This window comes from Chryseobacterium lathyri, assembly GCF_030812195.1.
In the GTDB taxonomy this organism is placed as follows: domain Bacteria; phylum Bacteroidota; class Bacteroidia; order Flavobacteriales; family Weeksellaceae; genus Chryseobacterium; species Chryseobacterium lathyri_A.
Window position 1 is genome coordinate 51,840 of record NZ_JAUSSF010000004.1, and the last position, 21,967, is coordinate 73,806.

General features: G+C 42.2%; 10 protein-coding genes. 3 read left to right on the plus strand and 7 right to left on the minus strand.

Going from position 1 to position 21,967, the window contains the following annotated elements; translation table 11 throughout:
• Positions 1–76: 76 nt before the first annotated feature.
• The 6 genes from J2T03_RS20025 to J2T03_RS20050 all read right to left on the minus strand — a co-directional run bounded on the left by J2T03_RS20025 (position 77) and on the right by J2T03_RS20050 (position 17,730).
• Entirely contained in the window at positions 77–2,482 is a 2,406-nt protein-coding gene (locus J2T03_RS20025; protein WP_307221218.1) for a glycosyltransferase, read from the minus strand.
• Positions 2,475–3,269, minus strand: coding sequence for an alpha/beta fold hydrolase (locus J2T03_RS20030; RefSeq protein ID WP_307221220.1), 795 nt, complete (start codon positions 3,267–3,269; stop codon positions 2,475–2,477). The genes J2T03_RS20025 and J2T03_RS20030 overlap by 8 nt, the downstream gene beginning before the upstream one ends.
• A complete protein-coding gene (locus tag J2T03_RS20035) occupies positions 3,260–3,559 on the minus strand; it encodes an acyl carrier protein (RefSeq protein ID WP_260543597.1) in 300 nt (99 codons plus the stop codon). The genes J2T03_RS20030 and J2T03_RS20035 overlap by 10 nt, the downstream gene beginning before the upstream one ends.
• Positions 3,547–7,779 (minus strand): beta-ketoacyl synthase N-terminal-like domain-containing protein, encoded by a 4,233-nt coding sequence (locus J2T03_RS20040; RefSeq protein WP_307221225.1) that lies wholly within the window; start codon positions 7,777–7,779, stop codon positions 3,547–3,549. Before J2T03_RS20040 ends, J2T03_RS20035 begins: the two co-directional genes overlap by 13 nt.
• A 19-nt stretch (positions 7,780–7,798) precedes the next feature.
• The gene (locus J2T03_RS20045; protein WP_307221227.1) at positions 7,799–14,794 is read right to left on the minus strand and encodes an SDR family NAD(P)-dependent oxidoreductase; all 6,996 of its coding nucleotides are present in this window, start codon (positions 14,792–14,794) and stop codon (positions 7,799–7,801) included.
• A 560-nt stretch (positions 14,795–15,354) separates the two neighbouring features.
• The gene (locus J2T03_RS20050) at positions 15,355–17,730 is read right to left on the minus strand and encodes a TonB-dependent receptor domain-containing protein (RefSeq protein WP_307221230.1); all 2,376 of its coding nucleotides are present in this window, start codon (positions 17,728–17,730) and stop codon (positions 15,355–15,357) included.
• 109 nt (positions 17,731–17,839) lie between these two features.
• Here J2T03_RS20050 and J2T03_RS20055 point away from each other — a divergent pair, with 109 nt between their 5' ends.
• Both J2T03_RS20055 and J2T03_RS20060 read left to right on the plus strand, forming a co-directional pair.
• Complete coding sequence (locus J2T03_RS20055) at positions 17,840–19,504, plus strand: histidine kinase (RefSeq protein ID WP_306846427.1); 1,665 nt, start codon at positions 17,840–17,842, stop codon at positions 19,502–19,504.
• On the plus strand, positions 19,504–20,202 hold the full coding sequence (locus tag J2T03_RS20060) for a LytR/AlgR family response regulator transcription factor (protein ID WP_307221231.1): 699 nt from the start codon (positions 19,504–19,506) through the stop codon (positions 20,200–20,202). Before J2T03_RS20055 ends, J2T03_RS20060 begins: the two co-directional genes overlap by 1 nt.
• Before the next feature lie 30 nt (positions 20,203–20,232).
• Here J2T03_RS20060 and glsA read toward each other — a convergent pair whose 3' ends face one another.
• Positions 20,233–21,246, minus strand: a complete 1,014-nt coding sequence (gene glsA / locus J2T03_RS20065) for a glutaminase A (protein ID WP_307221342.1) — start codon at positions 21,244–21,246, stop codon at positions 20,233–20,235.
• A 235-nt stretch (positions 21,247–21,481) separates the two neighbouring features.
• Here glsA and J2T03_RS20070 point away from each other — a divergent pair, with 235 nt between their 5' ends.
• Entirely contained in the window at positions 21,482–21,892 is a 411-nt protein-coding gene (locus J2T03_RS20070) for a hypothetical protein (RefSeq protein WP_307221232.1), read from the plus strand.
• The last annotated feature ends 75 nt before the right edge of the window (positions 21,893–21,967 follow it).

Genomic DNA, 21,967 nt, shown 5'->3' on the forward strand with positions numbered 1-21,967 from the left:
TATCTTTTTTAAAGGTCTTATGGAATCACGTTGTCTTTATCAGTGGCTGTATTTACCAATAATGGCAATTTTAGGCTTATACCGTTACTAATGTTGAACGATGTTGCTTTACAAAATCTTCCAGAAGTTCTACCGCACGGTCATTGCCGCCGGCATTCAGTAAGTTCGTCTGAACCTCTTTCGCTGCGTTTCTGTATGCAGGATTTTTCAGCAATTCAAACACAGTTTCACGAAGAGCTTCAATACGTAAACGTTTGTATCGGATGCTGATTCCACAGCCTGCTTTTTCAATTAACTTTGCAATATGAAAATGGTCGTAGGCAATAGGCGTAATGAGCATCGGTAATCCATTGGTGAATGTATCATTAACGGTATTAAAACCTCCGTGGCAGATCACTGCATCCATGTGAGGCATCAATGCAGATTGCGGGACAAAACCATTCACAATAAAATTAGAAGGCCATTCATCAAATATTTCCGGTGGAGTTGCCGCGATAACCGTTACAGGCTGATCTGCAAATGCGGCAATCACCTTTTCAAAAAAGGCTTTCCGGATGTCTACCAACAAAGTCCCCAGTGATACAAAAATCTTTGGTGTCGTAGATGCTTCCAGCCTTTCCCAGTCAAAGGGAGCCGGGTTCGGACGTCCTTTTACCGGACCTACAAATCTCATGTGGGACGGAACGGTTTCAAAATCCGCAAAAGCCTGTGATGTGAAAACCAGATTCAATTGATTGGAATGGATAAAAATACCCTCATCATTGATTCCTACTTCTTTCTGAAGATCTTTGATCAGGTTTTGCTGCCATTCGAATATTTTGGGAGCATGAGTCGCGGTATCGCCCATTACATCAGGGGGGACAGGCGTAGTCGTTACACACGGAATATGGTGTTTGTGGGCAAAAAGCGCTCCTCCGAAAGTGATACAGTCATTCACCAGAACATCCGGTTTCCAGCTTTCCATCAAATGTTCCAGCCCCGGCATCATCATTTTGGCAAACGGAACATAGGTTTCTTCCAGCGCCAGCTTCATCACCTCGGGTCCTGAGCAGACTGGCCCGTCATCCTGTCTCTTTAAAATACGCTGAATATCTTCCTGAAACGGAATAAGAGCTTCTTCAGGATAAAAATAGCTTCCTCCTTCCGGAATATGTTTGTTATCCAATGGGGTAATTCCAAACCACTTTACTTCGTGTCCACGGGCGATAAGGCTGGCTCCCACACTTAATGTGGGGCTGATATGTCCAAAAAACGGCGGGATCACAAATAAAAATTTAGACCCTGGTTTTACAGTTTCAGCAGCATGGATCAATGCTTTTTCAAGCAAATTGGCTGCTGTGGCTGTACCTCCGGCTTCGGTGAAAGATTCGCTAACTGTTTGGGCTGCTTCTTTATATTCCGGATTCTTTAAAATCTTTTGAACAGCTTCATTCAAGTGATGGGATTTAAATCTGTTAAAATTAAGACGCTCTCCTGCTCCGGTACGTACCACACGACCTGCTACATGAGACTGATCATATGCAATCGGGATTACCACCAACGGAAGACCATTGGAAAGAGCTTCGGAAACGGTATTATGACCACCGTGGCAAACGACTCCATCCAGATGAGGCAGCAGATCCAGTTGCGGGACCTGATTATAGACCATAAAGTTCTCCGGCCAGCTGTCAAAAAGCTGCGGATCAGAAACCAATACAACAGTCAGATTTTCATCTTTAAATGCATCAACCACCTTTTGGAAGAAAGCTTTTTTATGATCATGATCGAAAGTTGTTCCGATGCTTACTAAGATTTTTTTGTTGGTATTACTTTTGAATCTGTCCCAATCAAATTCACAGGAGATCCGGCGTTCCGTAAGAACAGGACCCGTGAACTGATAGCTTTCCGGCAGTTCCATTTCTCCAAAGAAATATTTTGAGGTTAACACAAGAGTCAACAGATCAGAAGAAGCCAACGAACGGTTTTCCGTTACGCCAAGTTCTTTCTGCAGCTCAATGATCTTATTCACTTCCCATTCGTGTACTTTAGGCAGCTCGTCCATCATTTTAATGGCGGCCGGAGCGGTAACGGTGGTGCTGTAGGGAAGATTCAGTTTTTTAGCAGCAATAGCGGCGGCAAATAACTGATGATCCCCAATCACCATATCGGGCTGATATTGTTTCAGCAAGGAAACAATCCCATTGTAGCAATGTCTGTTTAAAGGAATCAGTACCTCATCGTACAGAAACTTGATACTGTCGATACCATACACTACTTTTTTAGAAATAATATCGAGATAGCTCTCGCTTTCTCTTTTTTCCTCGTCGGTCTGGTCATATTGAATGAGTAAAAGTTCTCCCCCGACAGGAAGTTTTGCACTTAGATTTTTATCAAGACTGATCCAGGCCACTTCATGCCCTCTGTGCAGTAATTCTGCACCGATGCTTAAGGTTGGATTGACATGGCCTGTCAATGGTGGAACAACAAATACAAATTTAGCCATGATTTTGTGTTACTATTTTAGATAATGATTGAGATAAAAAATGAACAATCGATTCTGCGATCTGAACAGGCTCCTGTATCGGGACATTGTGATCACCGGGGATCAGTTTCAGTTCAGAGGAAAAGATCTGCGTTTTCAGCCATTCTCCTGTAGGTTTACAGTTCGATTCAGATCCGTAAAGCAAAAGTGTAGGAGCATTCAGTTCTGAGAAACTGGCTTCACCCAGAAAATGTTTTTCCCTGATCATATCTGCTTTGATGCTGGTCTGTTCAAACAGGAATTCATACATCCGGTGGTTTTTCTCCATCTGCCTTTTGCCCATCTGAACTTTAGTGGTGTCCGTAAAATTGGCTACGTAATGTTCGAGGAATTCTTTGCTGTATTCATCGATGATATTACGGGCTTTTTCATCCTGAGGGTCCGGTGCTTCTATGATTACCAGCTGACTGACACAGCCCGGCGTTTTCAATGCCGTTTTCAAAGCGATAAGGCCTCCGAAGCTGTACCCGGCCAGATGTACTTTTTTAAGGTTTAAAACATCCATCAAAGCCAGCAAATCGGATGACATACTTTCCAGATCATAGCCGTCTGTAAAACGCTCGCTCATGCCGTGGCTTTTCAGATCATACATCACCACGTGGAAATGTTTCGCCAGAATCGGGGCAATATTAAAATAATAAATGGAGAGGTTGCTGAACATCCCATGAATCAGCACCACCGTCTGTTCAGCCCCTTTATTGAGCTCCTGAATATGAACCTGTTTATGGTTTACATTGATTATTGGCATTCGTAGATATAATTGATGATCATACGGAGGTCAAGGTTGATCAGTTCGTCTAAGTCCATAGAAGACAGCCATCCCGTGAAGTCAATCTGATCCCCGAAATGCGCTTTGATCTTCTCGGAAAAAGAAACGATTTCTATACTGTCCATTTCCAGGTCTTTGGTGAATGAGCTATCCGGAGTGATATCCATTTCCTCTACAAATTCGGCGCCTATCACTTCCGTAATAAAACCTTTTAAAAGTGTGAACAATTCCTCGTGATTCAATTGTAATGTGTTGTTTATAGTGTCCATCCGATAATATATTTTTTATGTTTAATAGTTTTTATTTCAGTTTGGTTGATCCATAAATGATCTCCCTCAATATGGGTGATTTCAAAGGCTTTTGGATTTCCTTTCAATCCGGTTCCGAGAAACTTTCCGTACGCTTCTTTAGCTACCCAGAATTTGGTAGTCCATTCCGCCTGATCCCTGTCTTTTAATAAGGTTAATTCATGACCGGTAAATACCAGATCATAAAATCCGGAGCTGCGTTCTTCCATGATCTCCATATCGATTCCCACAGGGCCGCCCTGACGTGCAATACCAACGGCATCCTTTTCTTTATGAGCAAGAGAGATGTGAATATCTTCCGTGGCATTACCGATCAGATAAGGTTTTCCGACTTCATTCTTTCCGATTTCAAAAGTGATGGGAAAACAAGGGTGATTCTTCTTTTCACGGAGAAGATTCCGAACGGCATCCTTCACGGCTACACGGCTCACCATCCATTCTTTCCGCTTGTTGGGAAGCAACTGCTGATGATATTGTTTTTCAGTCCGGTTGAAGTATCTTTTGAGAATAAAATCCCACGAAGCCACTCTGGTATACGCCTGATGAAAGAAAAATACCTCAGGGACTATTTCCTCCGAAAGACGGTTATGCAAAGGCGACATGGAAACGTTCCACAGCGGTTCATCGATTTCCAGCCGGCGGTTTTGCCAGCCTGTAATCGCGCACCATACTTTTCCGTCTCTTTTAAGAATGATATCTGCAATGGCAAATTCTTCATTGAGCTCAGTAAGGATGCAGGTACATTCAAAAAGGCCGTTCTGATCCTCCATATCCCCAAAGAACTCGATATCTCTGATTTTCACAGGGAAAGCAATACGGTCTTTTGTCAGGGTAAGCTGCAGCCACAATCCGAATAGTTGTCCGGCATTATCCAGTAAGGATCCTTTTCCTCCGTTTCCTTTGATTTTTCCTACAATCCCTTTCGTTCCCACTGCTGAAATCTCTGTAATTCCCTGGTACGATTCCCCATGGAACATATGTTTGTCATAGATCTCTTCTGGCGTTCTTTCAATGGGTAGAAGATCCCCGATCGATAGGTTAAAGGCTGGTGCAGCAGGTGTAGATGAAGCCAGCAGGATTTCTGCATTCGCAAAGTTCTCGATATCAAGATAAGCATGGTTATTTGAACGCCATTCTCCTTTGACTGTTTTTTCAAAAGGTTTGGCAACATTCATCCATTGAAACACGCTCACATTCATAATTTTATGAACGCGGGTTCCAGGTATTTCGGCCTGTGCTATTTCTGCCAACTGCTCAAAAATCATGGTCATCGGGATTACCGGCTCCATATCCGAAACATGGGCCCAACCTTTCGGCTGTCTCAGTAAACTGTGATCGATAAGGTAAGGATGAGTGTCTAAAGTTACATGTAGCAGTTTCGAGAAATTCTTACTGACAGGCGCTTTAGGAACTACAGGTTTTGGGATTGTAATTTCCGGGCGGTTTTGAAACAGCGTCAGTACTTCTTCCTGCATCCGGATCATATCAGTGATATTTTCCTGGAAAGCCTGAACAAGAGGATGACCGGTCTTAGCTATCGTCGCAGAAACCGTATTTTGTTTTGGCATCCCAAAAGGCTGAGCCAGATTTTGAATTTCTTTAAAATCACGGATGATCGGCGAACCTAACTGTAATTTGATTCCCTTTCCTGATGATTTTTTAGATAGGTTTTGTATTTCTAAAAAGTCCAATGCTACGGTTTTACCTTCCACGAATAATGCGGCTACCACACGTTGCAGCTGAGCCAGTGCGGATCTTGTGGCCACGCTGGAAGCAATCGTACTGAATGCTTTTCCTTTTAAAGTATCATCAATAAACCCGATCAGTCCTCCGGTACCTATCTGGATAAAGAATCGAGCTCCTTCTTCGTACAGTTTATCCGTCAGTTCGCGGAAACGGACCGGCTGAACCAGATGCTCAGCGCTTAGTTTTCTGATTGCATCCTGATCGTCCGGATACGGTTCCAAAGTCGTTGCAGACCACAACGGGATTTTCGTCTGTTGAAACTGTGCTTTTTCCATTCCCGCTAAGATCACATCCAGTTTATCAGCAATAAACGGTGAGTGAAAACCGGACTGGAATGGCAGAACCTGATGAAAGACCTGTTTTGATTTTAACAATGGAACGAGTTCATCCAAGGCTGCATTACTGCCACAAAGGATCACCTGATTGGGACAATTGTCATTGGAAATATAAAGATTGGGAATGGTATCAATAAGAGGTTTTATCATATCAATCCCCGCCCCGATGGCAATAAATCTTGAATCTTTTAATTCAAAGGTTTCCGGATTAAGAACATTGATCAAAGCTTTAACAGAATTTACTTCTGCCAGCTCAGAGGAATATCCTGCCAGCCATTCTCCCAGGCTGTGTCCGGCATTCATATCCGGAACAATTCCCAATTTTTTCAGTGCATGATCTAAAATGCTGCATTTGTTGAAAACCCCCAATGCATCGCTTAGTAAACCGTCCCCTTCTGTTTTGATAGGTTCGGTTAATCCAAAATAACGGCTCACACTGTCTACTTCACCCTTAGCAAGGCCATCCAGCCCTGGAAATACAAAAGCGATTTTGCCTCCAGCTTTCAGTAAAGGCGTATTGGTGTACCAGATGTCCTGTTTATTGCGCCATGGATTATTTTTAGCTACAATTTTAATAGCTTTTTCTCTTCTTTCAGGTGTCGGGTCGAATAAAGCAATCCGGTAATCCCCTTCTCCTACTCTGTTGTCATTATTTTTTAAGGCGGAAAGCAATTCTTCCTGGGTAGGTCTTGCCAATACTAAAACACGGTCTTTTTTCGGCATATCATAGCCTTCCAGAACGACGTGCGCATTGATCCCTCCAAATCCGAAGGCATTGACTGCCGCTACTTTCGGCAAGCCTGTTTTTGACCAGCTTTTCGGTTCCTGTACCGGAGCAAAACGGGTCTGCTCCATATCTGCAATTGGATTTTCACAATATAATGTAGGCGGTAAAGTATCATGATGAAGCGCCAGACAGGTCTTGATCAAACCTGCGATCCCGGCAGCCGGCATAGCATGTCCGATATTGGATTTTACAGATCCGATCCCCGCAGCCTGGGTTGTTTCTTCTTTAGTAAAAAACTGAGCCAGGGTCTGAAGTTCTGTTTTGTCTCCAAGCGGTGTTCCTGTGCCGTGTGCTTCAAGATAACCGATCTGTTTTTCATCCAGATCCGCATTGATCCAGGCCTGTTGTAAAGCTTTAAGCTGACCTTTAACGGACGGGCTCATCACGCTGGTTCCATTACCATCGCTGCTTACCCCAACGCCTTTGATCACTGCATAGATTTTATCCTGGTCACGGACTGCATCTTCCAATCGTTTTAACACGACAAAACCACAGCCTTCACCAATTAATAATCCGTCTGCATCCGTACTGAACGGTTTGATCTGCTGCTGATGAGACAGGGCTCCCAGCTGGGCAAAAATACTCCAGAAAGCAGCATTCTGTCCGGTATGTACACCTCCCGCAATGACCATATTACAACGGCCACGGTTAAGTTCCTGAACGGCATGATCTACTGCAATCAGAGCACTTGCACAGGCAGCATCTACTGTAAAAGCTGCACCTCCCAGATTGAACCTGTTGGCAACTAATGAGGCAACGAGATTAGGAATCAATCCCATGGCTGTATCTGCTGCAAACCGTCCTTTTCGCTCCTGGAAAGCATGTTTTACCTTTTCAATATCTGCTGAAGATACCTGAGGAAGCAATTCCTTCAGTAGCGAAGAAATCTGTTCTCCGGTACGCACGATTTCAATGGCACGGGTTGCTCCGGGACCTGTATAATTTCCTTTACCGATAATGATTCCTGTTTTTTCAAGAGATATCTGCTTTTGAAATACCCCTGCATCTTCCAGGGCTTTCTGTACCAGATCAAGCGTTAATAAATGATCTGGCTCGGTGCCTTCGACTGCTAACGGGAGAATACCAAAAGCCGTCGGATCAAATTCATAATCTGAAATAAATCCACCGCGTTGGCAGTAAAATCTGTCAACAGGATTGGTAGCATCACTGAAGTGTACAGGATCAATCCTGTCAGCAGGAGCCAATTGAGTAGAATCTACCTTATTGACAATATTCTGCCAAAAAGTATGGGCATCCTGTGCCCCGGGAAAGACACAGGATAAGCCAATAACAGCAACATCTGTTTTTTTCATAGTTATCGTATACAGAGGTTTACCAGTTGTTTCCTGACATGATCAATACCTGACTTTCGGTTCCGTATTTAATCTCATTAAGAAAAATTTCTTTCCCCTGGTCCAATGGAATTAAAGAAATACCACGACGTTCATATTCTGTTTCCAGAGACGATGAAACCATTCCGGCTCCTTTCCAAGGGCCCCAGTTGATGGAAATTACTTTTCCTTTCAGTTTTTTGTTTAAAGCTTTCGCATAATCATCCAGTACGGAATTGGCCGCAGCATAATCGGTCTGCCCTTTGTTTCCGTATACTGAAGCAATGCTTGAGAAGAGCACTACAAACTGACAGTCGGCACGCAGCTGTTCTGCCAATACACGAAGTGGTTTCACTTTGGTATCAAAGACCCGCTCAAATGAGCTGGATGTTTTCTGTCTGAACAGTTTGTCTTCCAGAAGACCGGCTCCATGTATCACCCCGTCTAAACGGGCGTATTTCTCGTAAATATTTTTGATCAGAACTGATAATCCTTCTTCATCACAAAGGTCTAAGGACTGATACACCACCTTATTTCCCAGTTGTTCCATATCTCGGATCGTACGCAGGATCTGATTGTTTTTGAAAATTCTTACAGTCTCTTTTTCTATTTCGGCAGGAGAAGTGAATGTTCCGGTTTTAATAAGATAGCTTCTTATTTCCTCCTTTGTCTTCATATCTTCCACTTCTTTTAATCCTGCAATTGCATCTCTCGGATCTGCTGATCTTCCTACAAGAATATAGGTGCACGGATACACTCCGGACATATGCTTCACCAATTCAGAAGTGATTCCCTGCCCGCCTCCGAGTACTAAGACTACAGATTCCTGATCCAGTTGGATATGCGCTTCTTCAAGGCTTGTTGACAATGGAGAGGGTATGATATCTATTTTATGCCTTTGGTCATGTTTATAAACGACTTCGGAAGGTTTATCTGTGGATAATATTTCCTTTAAAGTAATCTCGGTAATCTGATCTGCTTCCTGTGGCGTACTCAGACTGATCAGCCTGCAAGAGGTTTGTTCAAATTCTCTCGCTAAACTTTTGAAAAGTCCCGGATAACCTTTGTAATGGCGTAAAAGACGGGTATCAGTCAGCTCCTGAATATGGGCAGGAATGTCTGAAATCAGATACACCCATTTGGCTTTATCAAGATCCAGTTTCTTAATCTGATCCACATGATCAATGATGCTGTGTTTTACCGTTGAGGAGAACAGATCCAAAATGATCAGCCCATCGAAATCTTTAAGATCTTTTTCTGTATCGACCAATTCTGCGATGGCGCCATATTTCTCAAGAGCATTTTTGATTGCCATCGTCTGCGGGCTGTTGTCCTGAGTGATCGCAAAACGCTTTCCCTTTATGATTTCTGTATTCTGTTCTGTAGAAACATCGGTGGGAGTCAAATCAAAACGAAGACGTGACAATGAGTTCTGTACCGGCTCAGCATCGGTGTTCCCACTCATTTCGCTGATCCATGAGGCCAATCCTTTTAATGTTTTAATAGCAGCCAGTTTTTCCATCAGATCATCCGCCTGGTCCATATCTTCGCCGAAACCGATTTTGGTTTTAAGGTCTCCGATAATTTCCATACGCTTAATAGAGTCGATGCTCAGGTCTGCCTCCATATCGAGATCCAATCCAAGCATTTCTTTCGGATAACCTGTTTTCTCACTGACGATATCAAGAATTACATTTTGAAGTTCTTCAAGGGAAAACGCAGATTTGCTTTGTACTTCTGATGTCGGTGTTACTGTAGTTCCACTTTTTCCAGGAGCAGCTGTTGGAGTTTCGGTATATTCTGTCAACCATGACACCAAGCCATTTAAAGTTTTGATCGATGCTAATTTTTCCATGATCGTATCTTCATTGGCGTGATCTGATGTAAGTGCACCCAGCTCACTGCGAAGTGTTCCAATGATTTCTACCCTTTTGATAGAGTCAATACTCAAATCAGCTTCCAGGTCCATTTCCATGCCCAGCATTTCATGAGGATACCCGGTTTTATCACTGACCACCTGTAATAACAAGGTTTTAATGTCTTTTACCGGAGCCTGTTTTACTACAACAGCAGCAGGCTTTTCTACATTGACCGGCTGTGCTGGAATCGTCACCAAACGGTCATTAACAGGTGAATGTACCGGCGCAGGATAAACAGGTGCAGGATTGATCTGTGGATTCTGTCCCAGGAAGGAAAGCATCACATCACGCTGTGCCTGGATCAGCTGTTTCATGGTATCCAGATATTCGTGAAGCATACGTTCAGCGGCTGGCTGAGATTCTGCTACAGGGGCTGGCTGATTATTAGTAAAATTGTTCATTGGAATAGGATTTAATATCGGTAATGCACCATTAGCCGGCAGATTACCTGTGGTTGGCTGTGCCGTCTGTCCGTTCACACGCCAGATGGCTGGGCTTTTCTTATACAATTCGGGCTGATCAATCTGAATGAATCTGGCAGTACGGCCATCGAAAAGTTTTTCAATATTGAAGCTTCGGCCTGTTCCCAGATATTGCGCCAGCATGGAAAGAAGATGGCTTATTTTATTTCGGTTGCTGTCTTCTACATATAGGATCAGCTGATCTTTTTCCAGGCAGGATTTGGTCAGTCCGGAAAGTACTTTTCCTGGGCCTACTTCAATGAATATTCTGGCTCCGTCTTCATACATCGCCTGAATTTCTTCTACAAACCTCACAGGTTGTACCAGATGATCCGTTAATCTTTCTTTGATTTCAGATGGACTTGCCGGATAAATTTCTGCAGTGGTATTCGACCAAACAGGAATCTGCATTTCGTGGAAAGGAACGTCTTTTAAGACCTCATCGTATAGGCCTTTGGATTTGGCCAGTAACGGACTGTGGAATGCACAGGCAACTTCTAATTTTTTAGCAGAGATACGTTCCTGTTTAAGGATCTCCATTAATTTATTGATGGCCAGCGTACTTCCTGCCACCACACATTGGGTTGGAGCATTATAATTAACCGGATAACAGCCTTCTGCCTTGTCTAATACCGGCTGTAACTGTTCTCTTGTTGCACTTACCGCAATCATGGTACCCGGATCTCCGCCTTCTACTGAATTCAAAATGGCGTGAGCCCTTTGAATACTTAGATCAACCAGTTTTTCTTCTTCAAAAGCTCCAGCAAAACATAAAGCAGGTAGTTCACCATAGCTGTGGCCTGCTACCATATCCGGAACGATATCCAGTGATTTCAGGAATTTAGCTAAAGCCAGGTCAACAATTCCTAATATAGGCTGGGCCAGGCGGGTATCTTTAATGGTTTCTTTCTGTTGTTTTAAAGCAGCTTCATTAAACGTCGCTGAAGGGAAAACTACTTTCTCCAGCTCGGGATATCCTTCAATCAGGTTACGCATGGCCGGAAAAGCGACGAACAGATCGCGGGCCATATTGATTCTCTGACTGCCCTGTCCAGGGAATAGGAAGGCTACTTTACCTTCGCGTTTATTTACTGTAAAAGTGTCTTTACTTTCGATGCCGGATAATGCCAGTTCGATGTTCATCATCAAATGTTCAGCGGTATCAGCAACAATGGTTAACTGAATCGGTTTGTCTGAGCCTGCCGCTAAGCTGTAAGCCATATCTTTTAATGGGATATCACCGTTAATCTCTAATAAGGACTTAATTTGTCCCAATTGAATTTTAGCCTCTTCATAAGTATCTCCTCGGAATACAAATAATTCTGACGGCCACGATTGCAATACTGCAGAATCGTCTTCTTTAGGATGGTTCGCAATGACTGTATGGAAATTGGTTCCGCCGAATCCAAAAGCACTGATTCCTGCATAACGATTTTTCTCACCCCACAATCCACTTTCTGCATAAAAAGCAAAAGGGCTGGTTTGGGCATTGTAATATGCATTAGGCTGCTGCAAATGAAGCGTTGGTGGTTTTACACCATGGTATACCGCCAGCGATGCTTTGATAAGCCCGGCTAATCCTGCCGCACATTTGGTATGCCCGATCTGTGTTTTTACAGAACCTAAATGAGTCTGTCCCGGTATGGCTCCTGAACGGCTGAATAAATTCGTAAGCGCGTTCAGCTCGGTTTTATCGCCTACTACAGTGCCGGTTCCATGAGCTTCCACTAAACCGACTGATGCAGGACTGATCCCTGCCTGAGAATAGGCACGTTCCAATGCGCGTACCTGTCCTATTTTTCTGGGTGCCGTAAGACCCAGCGCCTTTCCGTCACTGGATCCTCCTACTCCTTTGATGACGGAATAAATACGGTCGCCATCTCGAACGGCATCTTCATATCTTTTTAAGACAAGAATTGCAACTCCTTCTCCAAGGGCAATTCCGTCGGCATCACCATCAAATGTTGCACATCTTCCTTTTCTGGAAAGTGCGTGTGTACTGGAAAACATCAGATAATCATTGATTCCGTTGTGTAAATCCGCTCCGCCGGCAAGAACCATATCAGATTTCCCCAATACAAGTTCCTGGCAGGCCAGATCAATAGCTGCCAAAGAAGAAGCACACGCTGCATCTACCGTGAAATTTCTTCCCCCAAGATCCAGACGATTCGTAATCCTACCTGCGATCACATTCGCCAAAATACCTGGAAATGAATCTTCCGTCGTATGTGGAAATGCCTGTTTCACTTCTTCATGAAGCTCTCCGAAAACCTGTTTATAGTATCCTCTGAAACTATAGCTGTTGGCCAGATCATTACCGCCTTCAGCGCCTATAATGACAGAAATATTTTCTCTGTTGATCTGTTTTTCTCCATAGCCTGCATCTTCCATGGCACGCTTGGCCACCAATAAAGTTAACAGCTGTGTTGGTTCAATGGCAGCAAGGGATTGTGGAGGAATTCCGAATTCTAAAGGATCGAAATCAATTTTTGGAATGAATCCGCCCCATTTGGAGTGAGATACATCCGGCCCGTCTGAATCCGGATGGTAATAAAGTTCTTTGTTCCAACGTTCATCAGGAACTTCTGTGACGCTGTCTCTTCCCAAGATGATATTTCGCCAGTATTCTTCAAGATTTTTAGCTCCCGGGAAAATACATTCCATCCCGACAATCGCCACATCCAGAGGTTTTTCTTTGGATACCGGCTGTTCCGGCAAAGCAGCCTCTTCAATATATTTATAATTATCAATACTTACATTCTGATGAAGGGATGCAAGGGAAATCACACGGTTCTGCATCGTGGCCACCTGCCCGATCATGTACATCCCAAGATTCAGCTGCTCATTTTTAGGAATACTAACCAACTTGTCACCTTGACGGTCGATTCCTTTTGCAGCAATCCTAAGCCGGCCCACATTTAGTTTTTCAAGCTGTTCCCAAACTTCTTTTTTATCCATTCCAGCTGCCAGAAGTTTGATCTTCTCGGTACTGAAATGTTTAGCAAAAGCTGTATTTAAACAACGGGTTTCGTGTCCTGGTGCTGTTTCCAATAAAACGGTGTCTTTTGCCTGCATGGCCTGCATCTGGAATTCTTCCTGAATAGCTCCGGTACGTACAGCTTCTTCTGTATACAGATAGGCTGTTCCAATCAATACTCCAACCTTTACGCCTCTGGCTGCTAACGGAGCCGCCATAACAGAAACAAATGCTGTTGAAAATGCATTATGAATTCCGCCGGCAAAAAATACACTGATCTTTTCCGGATGTTCTTCTTTTAAGATACGTTCAATCTGTTTCTCCCAAAGAACCATGCTTGAAAGCGGACCTACGTGTCCACCGCACTCACGGCCTTCGAAGATGAAATTCGTAGCGCCTTCTTTTAAGAACATATCCAGTAATGCAGGGGAAGGAACATGAAGGAAGGTTGTTATTCCTGCCTTTTCAAATACCTTAGCCTGTGCAGGTCTCCCTCCGGCAATAAGAACAACGGAAGGCTTAGCTTCCAGAATATAAGAAGTCTGTTCTTCTCTCAATTCCTGAGGGGCAAACCCAAGAATACCTACGCCCCATGTTTTTTCACCAGCCAGTTTTTTAGTTTCCGTCACTAAATCTTTTGCCTGTTCACCTTTAAGTAAAGATAAAGCCACAAAAGGCAAAGCACCGGCGTCTGCCACCGCATTGGCAAATAAAGGAACATCACTGACCCGTGTCATTGGTCCCTGAGCAATAGGATAACGCAAGCCAAGCTGTTTAGCCATTATATTATTCTCGCTTATCACTTTAAGGGCTTTTGCCTGTTTCAGATGACCATACATTGATTCTCTGAACCCAAAAATCATTCTTTTCAGGTTTTTGAAATCTTCATACAGATCTGTTGCTAACGAGATATCCTGGCCCATAGGAATGTAATTTTGACTCAAATCAAGGCCGGTAAAATATTCTCTAAGCTCTTCAGCAGTAACATTTTCTTGTAACGAAGGTGAATTTGGCCTCATCAGTACCCGATGATTGGCTATTATTTTAGTTTCAGTACCATTCAGTTTTGAACAAAGGTCTTTGATCTCCCGGGGAACTGAACTCTCCGGGAACAGGGCAAGCTGACTATCCAGCACAACCCCGGTTGCTCCTAATGCTTTCGCAGCAGCAGCTGTATGAATCCCTACTCCTCCCTGTATCCAAACAGGAATAGAATTAATTTCTTTGATGATACGCTGAAATAGCACAAATGTGGACTCATACCCCACCAAGCCACCTGCTTCATTTCCTTTTATAATGATCCCTTCAGCACCTGACTGTTCGGCCAGTCTGGCTTCATCTAAACTGGTTACCTGATAAATAACGGGAAGATCTGGTATAATATTCATTAAAACACCGGACGGAAGAATGGCCAGCTTGGCTTTTTCGGGGATCTGAAGAGATATAAATTTGTCGTTCGGCAGATAGATCCCATAAGAAGGTATATCTGTCTGGTTCATTTGATTCAGTGCTTCCTGAGCAGATTTTGAATCATGTCCTAGGCTTAAGACTGGAAACGCACCCGCCTCATGCAATTTCAGCATAAGATTAACATCCGGCTTTTCAAAAGGCGTTACACCAATAATGGTTAAGTTTTTCATTGCATTCATGGTATTGAGATAATAACTGGGAAATTATATAACACAACTCGCAACCTTTCGGTATAAAGAGCATTTATCAATTATTAGGGAATAAAAATAATAAATTTATATTACATTTCTAATCATAAATAAAATTTAATAATTAATTATTAACAATTAATTATTATTAATTTAAATACCATTAAAAAATGTAGATTATATTTTTATTATCGAAAATGACACGGTACAGCCTATAAGCTTCAATTATAAATGTTTATAATTGATAATTTAAAGCAAATATAGAAATAAAAAATAAAATAAATCAATAATAAGAGAATTATTTACCCTATATTACAAAAATATAACACACCTGTAAAAGCGTATGAAATCTACAAAATATGAGTTTACTGATCCGGTAAAAAGAATCTGAAAATTCAGAATTTCGAAAAAAAATAATAGCAAAATTCTATGAAAATTTCACAAAAAAAATAACGTTACCCGAAAGCAACGTTATGAAAATAAGATGATTATAGAATTATTTTTTATTCATTGGGATCAATCATGCAACAGATGATTTAAGATCAATCCCTGTTCCCGCTTTTAGCCTGTCGTACCGTCTGATTATCTTTTTGGTTGAACCTGTAAACCAGCGTTAACCGGTAGCGGGCAGCATTAGGAATATTGGTCTGGCTTATTTCATAATCTGCCCCTGCAGTTCTGCTGTTTAATTTTCTTAATCCAAACAAGTTGCTTATATCAAACATAAGTGTTGCTTTGTCTTTTAAAAAAGTCTTGCTGAGCCCAAAATCAATGCTATGAAGAGCATCTGTATGGGTTTGGGCAGTAGCATTGGCTCCTCTGAAATTATAAAGCGTTTGAAAAGCAAGTTTGTTCTTTAATTTCAACTGGGCACTTACACGAGCGGTTAAGGTATTCCCGGAATAATCAAAGCTTTGATCCATATAACTGCCCTGTTGGGCATAATGAAACAGATTAAGCTCTGTATTAACCTGTAACCATTTGAAAGGATTATAAAGCATGGACAGCTCAAAACCATAACGGGTTTCCGCTTTTATATTAACCGGCATTGTAATAAACAGCCCTTTCGGATTGCGAAACGTATAATCTTCCATTATCCCGGTATTTCGCTGATAATAGAGGGATGGATTAAAAGTAAGCATCTTCCAGTTTTTAAGGAAAGCAAATTCAAAGACGTTGGCGTATGATGGGTTAAGATCCGGATTTCCCACATAACGGCTGGTCAGATCAGTCAGTTCATTAAAAGGATAAATCATATTCAGCCTTGGCCTGTTGATTCTTTTGCTGTAGCTTCCTTGCAAAGTTGTTCGTTCATTGAAACGATAGCTTGCATTTAATGTTGGAAACAGACGGTTATAATTTTTCTCATTGGCATAACTGCCCGCACGGTCTTCGATACTGATATGGGTAAGCTCGCCGCGTACACCGGCTTGGTAACTTAAAGCTCCGGTTTTTCCGGAAAACTGTACGTAAGCACTTCCAATCAATTCTTTGTATAACAGATGATTATCAATCTGATCAATGATCTCCCAGCCGGCTGAGTTCTGCTGTTCCGCGATAAAGTCGCTGTTTACTCTCCGGTCTTCCAATTTCAAACCGAATTCCAGAGTAGAGATACTATCCAGTGGCTGCACCATATCTGTTTTAATCATAAAATCTTTACTTGCACCCATTGAGCTTGTTTTGATCACGGGTAAATCTGCAGCAGATGGAAATACTTTGCTGGTTGATAAGTTCCAGTCTTTGTCACTGTCCCAAAAATCATACTGCATATCTACCGTCAGCTTCTTTCCTGCTCTAGCAAAGTTTTTGGTATAATTGAATTCGAACTGGTTATAGCTGCGCTTTTCCCATGATTCACCTTTTCTGGTGAGACTACTATCAATAACATTGTTTTTATTTGAATATAAATAATTAAGCTGGGTCTTGTCGTGATCATGGGTTGAATTTCTCATGAAAGCTGCCGTAATGGTATTCTGATCATTAAACTTAAAATCTGCTCCAAAATAAAGCAATTTGGCATCATCATGCCGGTTCTCATCCTGCCTCTGGTCCAGATCAACCGGTGTTCCTGAAAGTCCGGTGGACTGTTTCATCGTGTACAGACCTACATAATCTGACAACCGAATACCATAGGTAGCAAACAGATTGAGTTTATTTGATTTATAATTCAGGCTGGGACTGATACGGGTTTCGTTAGGTATCCCGCCTACCAGACGCAGCTGACCACTGAACCCTGCCTTTTTATTTTTTTTAAGTATGATATTGATAATCCCCGCAGAACCACCTGCATCGAATCTGGAAGAAGGGTTGGTGATCACCTCCACACGCTCTACCTGATCTGCCGGTACCTGTTCCAAGGCATTGCTCTGAGTCAGTCCGGTCCGGCGACCGTCAATTAAGACCAATACATTAGAGTTCCCCCGTAAACTGATTTCTCCACCCGGACTCACACTAACAGAAGGAACAATGTTGAGAAGATCCGTTACCGCACCCGACTGCGAAAGAATATCCTTACCGACTTCAAAGACTTTTTTGTCGAGTTTTAAACTGACTGATGAACGCTGTCCCGTTACAGATACTTCCTGCAATAGTTTTGTATCAGATTCTAAAATGACCGTTCCCACATTGACTACCTCATCAGGCTTAACCGCTACAGGCCTGTTGATCGTTTGAAAACCCGCAAGAGCATAACTAACGGTATAATTTCCAGCCGTAACGTCTTCCAGCCTGAATATTCCTTTAGCATCCGAAATGCCGGCGGCAATCACCCGATCTGCGTTATCCTTTAATGTTACCGTTACATAAGATACGGGGACATCCTGTTTTTCCTGAATGATTCCAGTAATCTGACCTTTCTGTGCAAATGAATACTGAACAGAAAAGATGATAAAAAAAATAATGGCTACTTGTTTCATGATGTAAATTTAAATCGCAGAAAAAGCCATTCACAGAAAAAACATCTGAACAGCTCCACAGGCTTTCAAATGACATCCGCTTTTTCAAATTAGCTTGTATATTTACATTATGTATTATTTAATATTTTTATTAACGTTGCTTGACCTGCTGGCCATACCTGTTATCCGGAATGAAGATCCGGTACCGGTTTATAAAACCGGAGACAATATAGCTTGGGCAAGTAAAAATTACAATGATAAAGACTGGTCTGAAACCAGGGGTAATACTTCGGATAAGATATTCTGGTCACGTACACATGTTGATCTACGTCCGGTGGAAAACAAACTGATACCTCTTGGTCTTCAGATCAATTCTTTCGGGACTTTTGAAGTGTACTGGGATGGTGTACTGATCGGCAAAAACGGACAGCTTCCGAAAAATGGAAACCCGGAAATACCGGGAACTGAATGCAGTTATTACAGAATTCCGAATCATCTGATTTCGCCTGGTCTTCATACTATTGCCATGCGCAGCTCCCAATCACTTTATCCGGATGTTCAGCGGAACATTGGATTCACAATAAATAATTACGAAACATTATTAACAAACCCACTGATCATAATGGCCTATATGAATCTGATGGCCGGAGCTTTTCTGATTGCAGCCGTTTATTACTTCTTCCTTTATCTGAACAGCAAAAGAAGGCAGAAGGACATCCTTATATTTGCCACCATATGTCTTCTTTTTTTTACTTTACTGATCATGGAATATCTGAAATTCCATGTGATGATCCCTTATTCTGAGTTCTTCGTACGTCTTGAAATCATCGGATGGCTGACGTTTACCAATGCGCTGCTGGTTCCATGGTATTTTATTATTCAGTTTAACTTCAGGCATGGGAAATGGCTGATGCTCGCCCTACTGCTGACCCTGCTTGGACTCTATTGGTTCAATTACGGGCACTATGATCTGACTGCCCGGCTCTACAGCCTGGCCATGCTGATAACTGCCTTCATTGTAGTTCTGAATGGAATTCTTCAAAAGGAAAAAGGTGGTTTTATTGCTCTGGCTGCTCTTTTGGCGAGTGCATTGGTCAACAGACTTGTGGTTTATGATTTTGGGCTGTTCATCAGTTTTACCATTATTGTACTCTCAATGCTTTATCTGCACTCTATCCGTACCAGTGTCATTGAGGCGGAACATCAAAATGCTGTTTTACTTTCATCAAGGCTGCAACTGGAATTGCTTAAAAAGAATATTCAGCCTCATTTTTTAAGGAATACGCTGACCTCGATGATGGATTGGGTAGAAGAATCCCCCAGGGACGGAGCCCGCTTTATACAGGCATTGGCTACAGAATTTGACATTATGAACGAGATCTCTGAACAGACCCTGATCCCTGTTACCAAAGAGCTGGAGCTTTGCCGGCAACACTTATCAGTTATGGGTTTCAGAAAGGAAATGAACTATATCTGGGAACAAAAGGGAATCGATGAAACCCAGCTGATACCTCCGGCGGTTATTCATACTTTACTGGAGAATGGTATTACGCACAGTGAGCCATTGTCTGGAAATACAATTCAATTTGTACTCCATTATTCTTTATCAAAAGAGGCTCACCAATATACTTTTGAAACTATCGCGAAGAACCGGCAAATCATGACGGACCGCGCGGGTGGAAATGGCTTTAAGTATATCAAAGCGAGACTGACTGAAAGTTATGGACAAAACTGGACATTCGAATCGGGTTCTACAGAAAACGGCTGGATGTCTACTATTCAAATTTTAAAGTAATGAATATAGTAATTATAGAGGACGAGGCCAGAATTGCCCGCCGTTTGCAGCGTATGACATCCGAATTCTTTACAGACAGACCCAGTGAGATCATTATCTGTGACTCCCTACAAAAGGGACTTGACCAGGTTTCGGGCCGGATTCCTGACCTTGTATTACTAGACCTTAACCTCAATGGAGATAATGGTTTTGAGCTACTGGAGCAGATGGTAGCTGCTTCTTTTCATACGATCATCGTTTCTGCCAATATTGATAAAGCAATTACCGCTTTTGCGTACGGAGTTCTTGATTTTGTCCCCAAACCTTTTGATCAGGAAAGGTTTTTTAAGGCTTTGACAAGATTCGTCAGCCCTACCCTAAAACCACATGAAGACATTAAATATCTTGCTGTAAAAAGGGCCGGACAGGTTCGTCTGATCAGTATTTCTGAGGTGATCTACATCAAAGGAGCCGGCATTTATACGGAGCTGCATCTGAATAACGGGCAAAATGAACTCCATGATAAGTCCCTTGAATATTTGCAGCAACTTCTTCCTGAGAGGTTTGAGCGTATTCATAAGTCTTATCTTGTCAATTTTCAGCAGATCGAAAAAATTATTATCACTCCCGGCACACGATATGGAGTGTTGCTTAAAACAGGTGAAGTACTGCCTGTAGGGCGCTCCAAGTATAAAGATTTGAAAAATAAAATGGTCTGATGTCTGAATTCAGCATGTAAAGACTTATTTTTAAAACAGACTCAGATCGTACTGTTTCACCAGGTCTAAAATCATGTGATAACCGGCTGAAGAGTTTCCATGCCGATCTAAAGCAGGACTGAAAACACCGATTCCCATTTTCCCGGGAACACTTACCGTAATTCCGCCTCCAACACCGGATTTGCTCGGCAAACCTACTGTCCTGGCATATTCTCCACTGAATTCGTACATACCGGCAATGAGCATTTGTGACTGTATCAATCTGGCAAGATCCTCATTTTTATAGGCAGAATCTCCATCGAACCGCACACATTGATTAGCAAAGAAGTAACCGATTTTAGCCAAATCTTTGGCTGTCAGCTCAATAGAACACTGCTTGAAATAATTGTCCAGCTGATCCTCATTTCCTGAGATCAGTCCGTTGTTTTTCATCAGATAAAACATGCCACGGTTACGGTGTCCTGTCGATTTTTCGGATTCGTAAACAGATGTATTGTAGTCAATTGTATTATTTTTGGTTATATACCTCACCAGATCCAAAATTTTAAGAAAAGGTTTTTCACCTTCTCCTGAAATTAATGAAGTTGTAAGAATCGCTCCTGCATTCATCATCGGATTGAGCGGCTTACCAGTAGTTTCAAGGTTGGAGAAGTGGTTGAAAGGCCTATCGGTTCCGAAATAGCCCATTTTATTAAACACATCTGCTTCGCCTTTTTCATTGACAGCAATCATCAGTGCAATGATTTTGGAAATACTCTGCATGGTAAATTTTTTGTGAACATCACCGGCATTAAAGATTTTTCCACTTTTACCAACCACTGAAAAAGCGATTGCTCCGGCGTCCATTTTTCCCAGCTCAGGAATGTAATCAGCCACTTTCCCCTGTGTATAATAGGTTCTGTTTTTTTCCAGAATACTGTTCAAGGTTTTTTCCGAAATTGTGGAAACATCTGCTGTTCTCTGGGCATACATTACCGTATTGAAGGAAAGAAAGGCTGCAATACAGATCCTTTTTGCAGAAAGTAAGAAACTATTATTGTTCATAAAGGCATTTCCGGCCGATAACTTATCATCAGCCCTGAAAAACAAAGATAAAGCATTTCCTCCTCTGCCAACAAGTTTCACGGAAAATATCAGTTTTACAGCTTGGTTCTCCTAAGCTAAGTATTTCTACCCAAAGCCGTAATTGGTCATTTGTACTCTAAAACAACCGTATTCTTCTTTGTTACTTTGGAATACGGAACAATTAATAAAAAATAACCAACAAAATAAATTCAATATGGGAACTACAAATGTCAATGCCAACTCTTCCGGTAAGCTTGAGTTGGGCGGAGGGGCACAATTCTGGGTTTATCTTTCACCTCAGAACAATACCGCTAAAATGATTTCTACATGGCGTGTCACATTTTTCCAGGGTAACTGGAGCGATTCGATTTCCAGCGATGACCCGACGAAACAAATCCAGACTCCCAATCTTTCGGGTATTTTTGAGATTAAAGTGGAATTATTAAGCGGTTCCACGGGTACATGGCGTCAAATTCCGCCTCAGGCAGGAAGTTACAATGAAATAGGCTGCAATTCGAACTGCGCTTCCATGGTAGGTCTTGTTGCTGACAGCACCAACCCGCCGCCCGGAGCTATAAATGCCCATTTCTGGACAACATGGGATGCTATGTGTAAGGCAAGATAAAAAGTCATCTTATGGCATTAAGCTGTCATCTCTTGATTTAAAGAATATAATGTACAACAGATAAAGCCGTCTCAT

Excerpts from the sequence above, each read along its gene's own strand:
- J2T03_RS20025 (WP_307221218.1), bottom strand. The coding sequence starts at position 2,482 with ATGGCTAAATTTGTATTTGTTGTTCCACCATTGACAGGCCATGTCAAT.
- J2T03_RS20035 (WP_260543597.1), bottom strand. The coding sequence starts at position 3,559 with ATGGACACTATAAACAACACATTACAATTGAATCACGAGGAATTGTTC.
- J2T03_RS20050 (WP_307221230.1), bottom strand. The coding sequence starts at position 17,730 with ATGAAACAAGTAGCCATTATTTTTTTTATCATCTTTTCTGTTCAGTAT.
- J2T03_RS20055 (WP_306846427.1), top strand. The coding sequence starts at position 17,840 with ATGTATTATTTAATATTTTTATTAACGTTGCTTGACCTGCTGGCCATA.
- J2T03_RS20070 (WP_307221232.1), top strand. The coding sequence starts at position 21,482 with ATGGGAACTACAAATGTCAATGCCAACTCTTCCGGTAAGCTTGAGTTG.
- glsA (WP_307221342.1), bottom strand. The coding sequence starts at position 21,246 with ATGAACAATAATAGTTTCTTACTTTCTGCAAAAAGGATCTGTATTGCA.
- J2T03_RS20060 (WP_307221231.1), top strand. The coding sequence starts at position 19,504 with ATGAATATAGTAATTATAGAGGACGAGGCCAGAATTGCCCGCCGTTTG.
- J2T03_RS20040 (WP_307221225.1), bottom strand. The coding sequence starts at position 7,779 with ATGAAAAAAACAGATGTTGCTGTTATTGGCTTATCCTGTGTCTTTCCC.
- J2T03_RS20030 (WP_307221220.1), bottom strand. The coding sequence starts at position 3,269 with ATGCCAATAATCAATGTAAACCATAAACAGGTTCATATTCAGGAGCTC.
- J2T03_RS20045 (WP_307221227.1), bottom strand. The coding sequence starts at position 14,794 with ATGAAAAACTTAACCATTATTGGTGTAACGCCTTTTGAAAAGCCGGAT.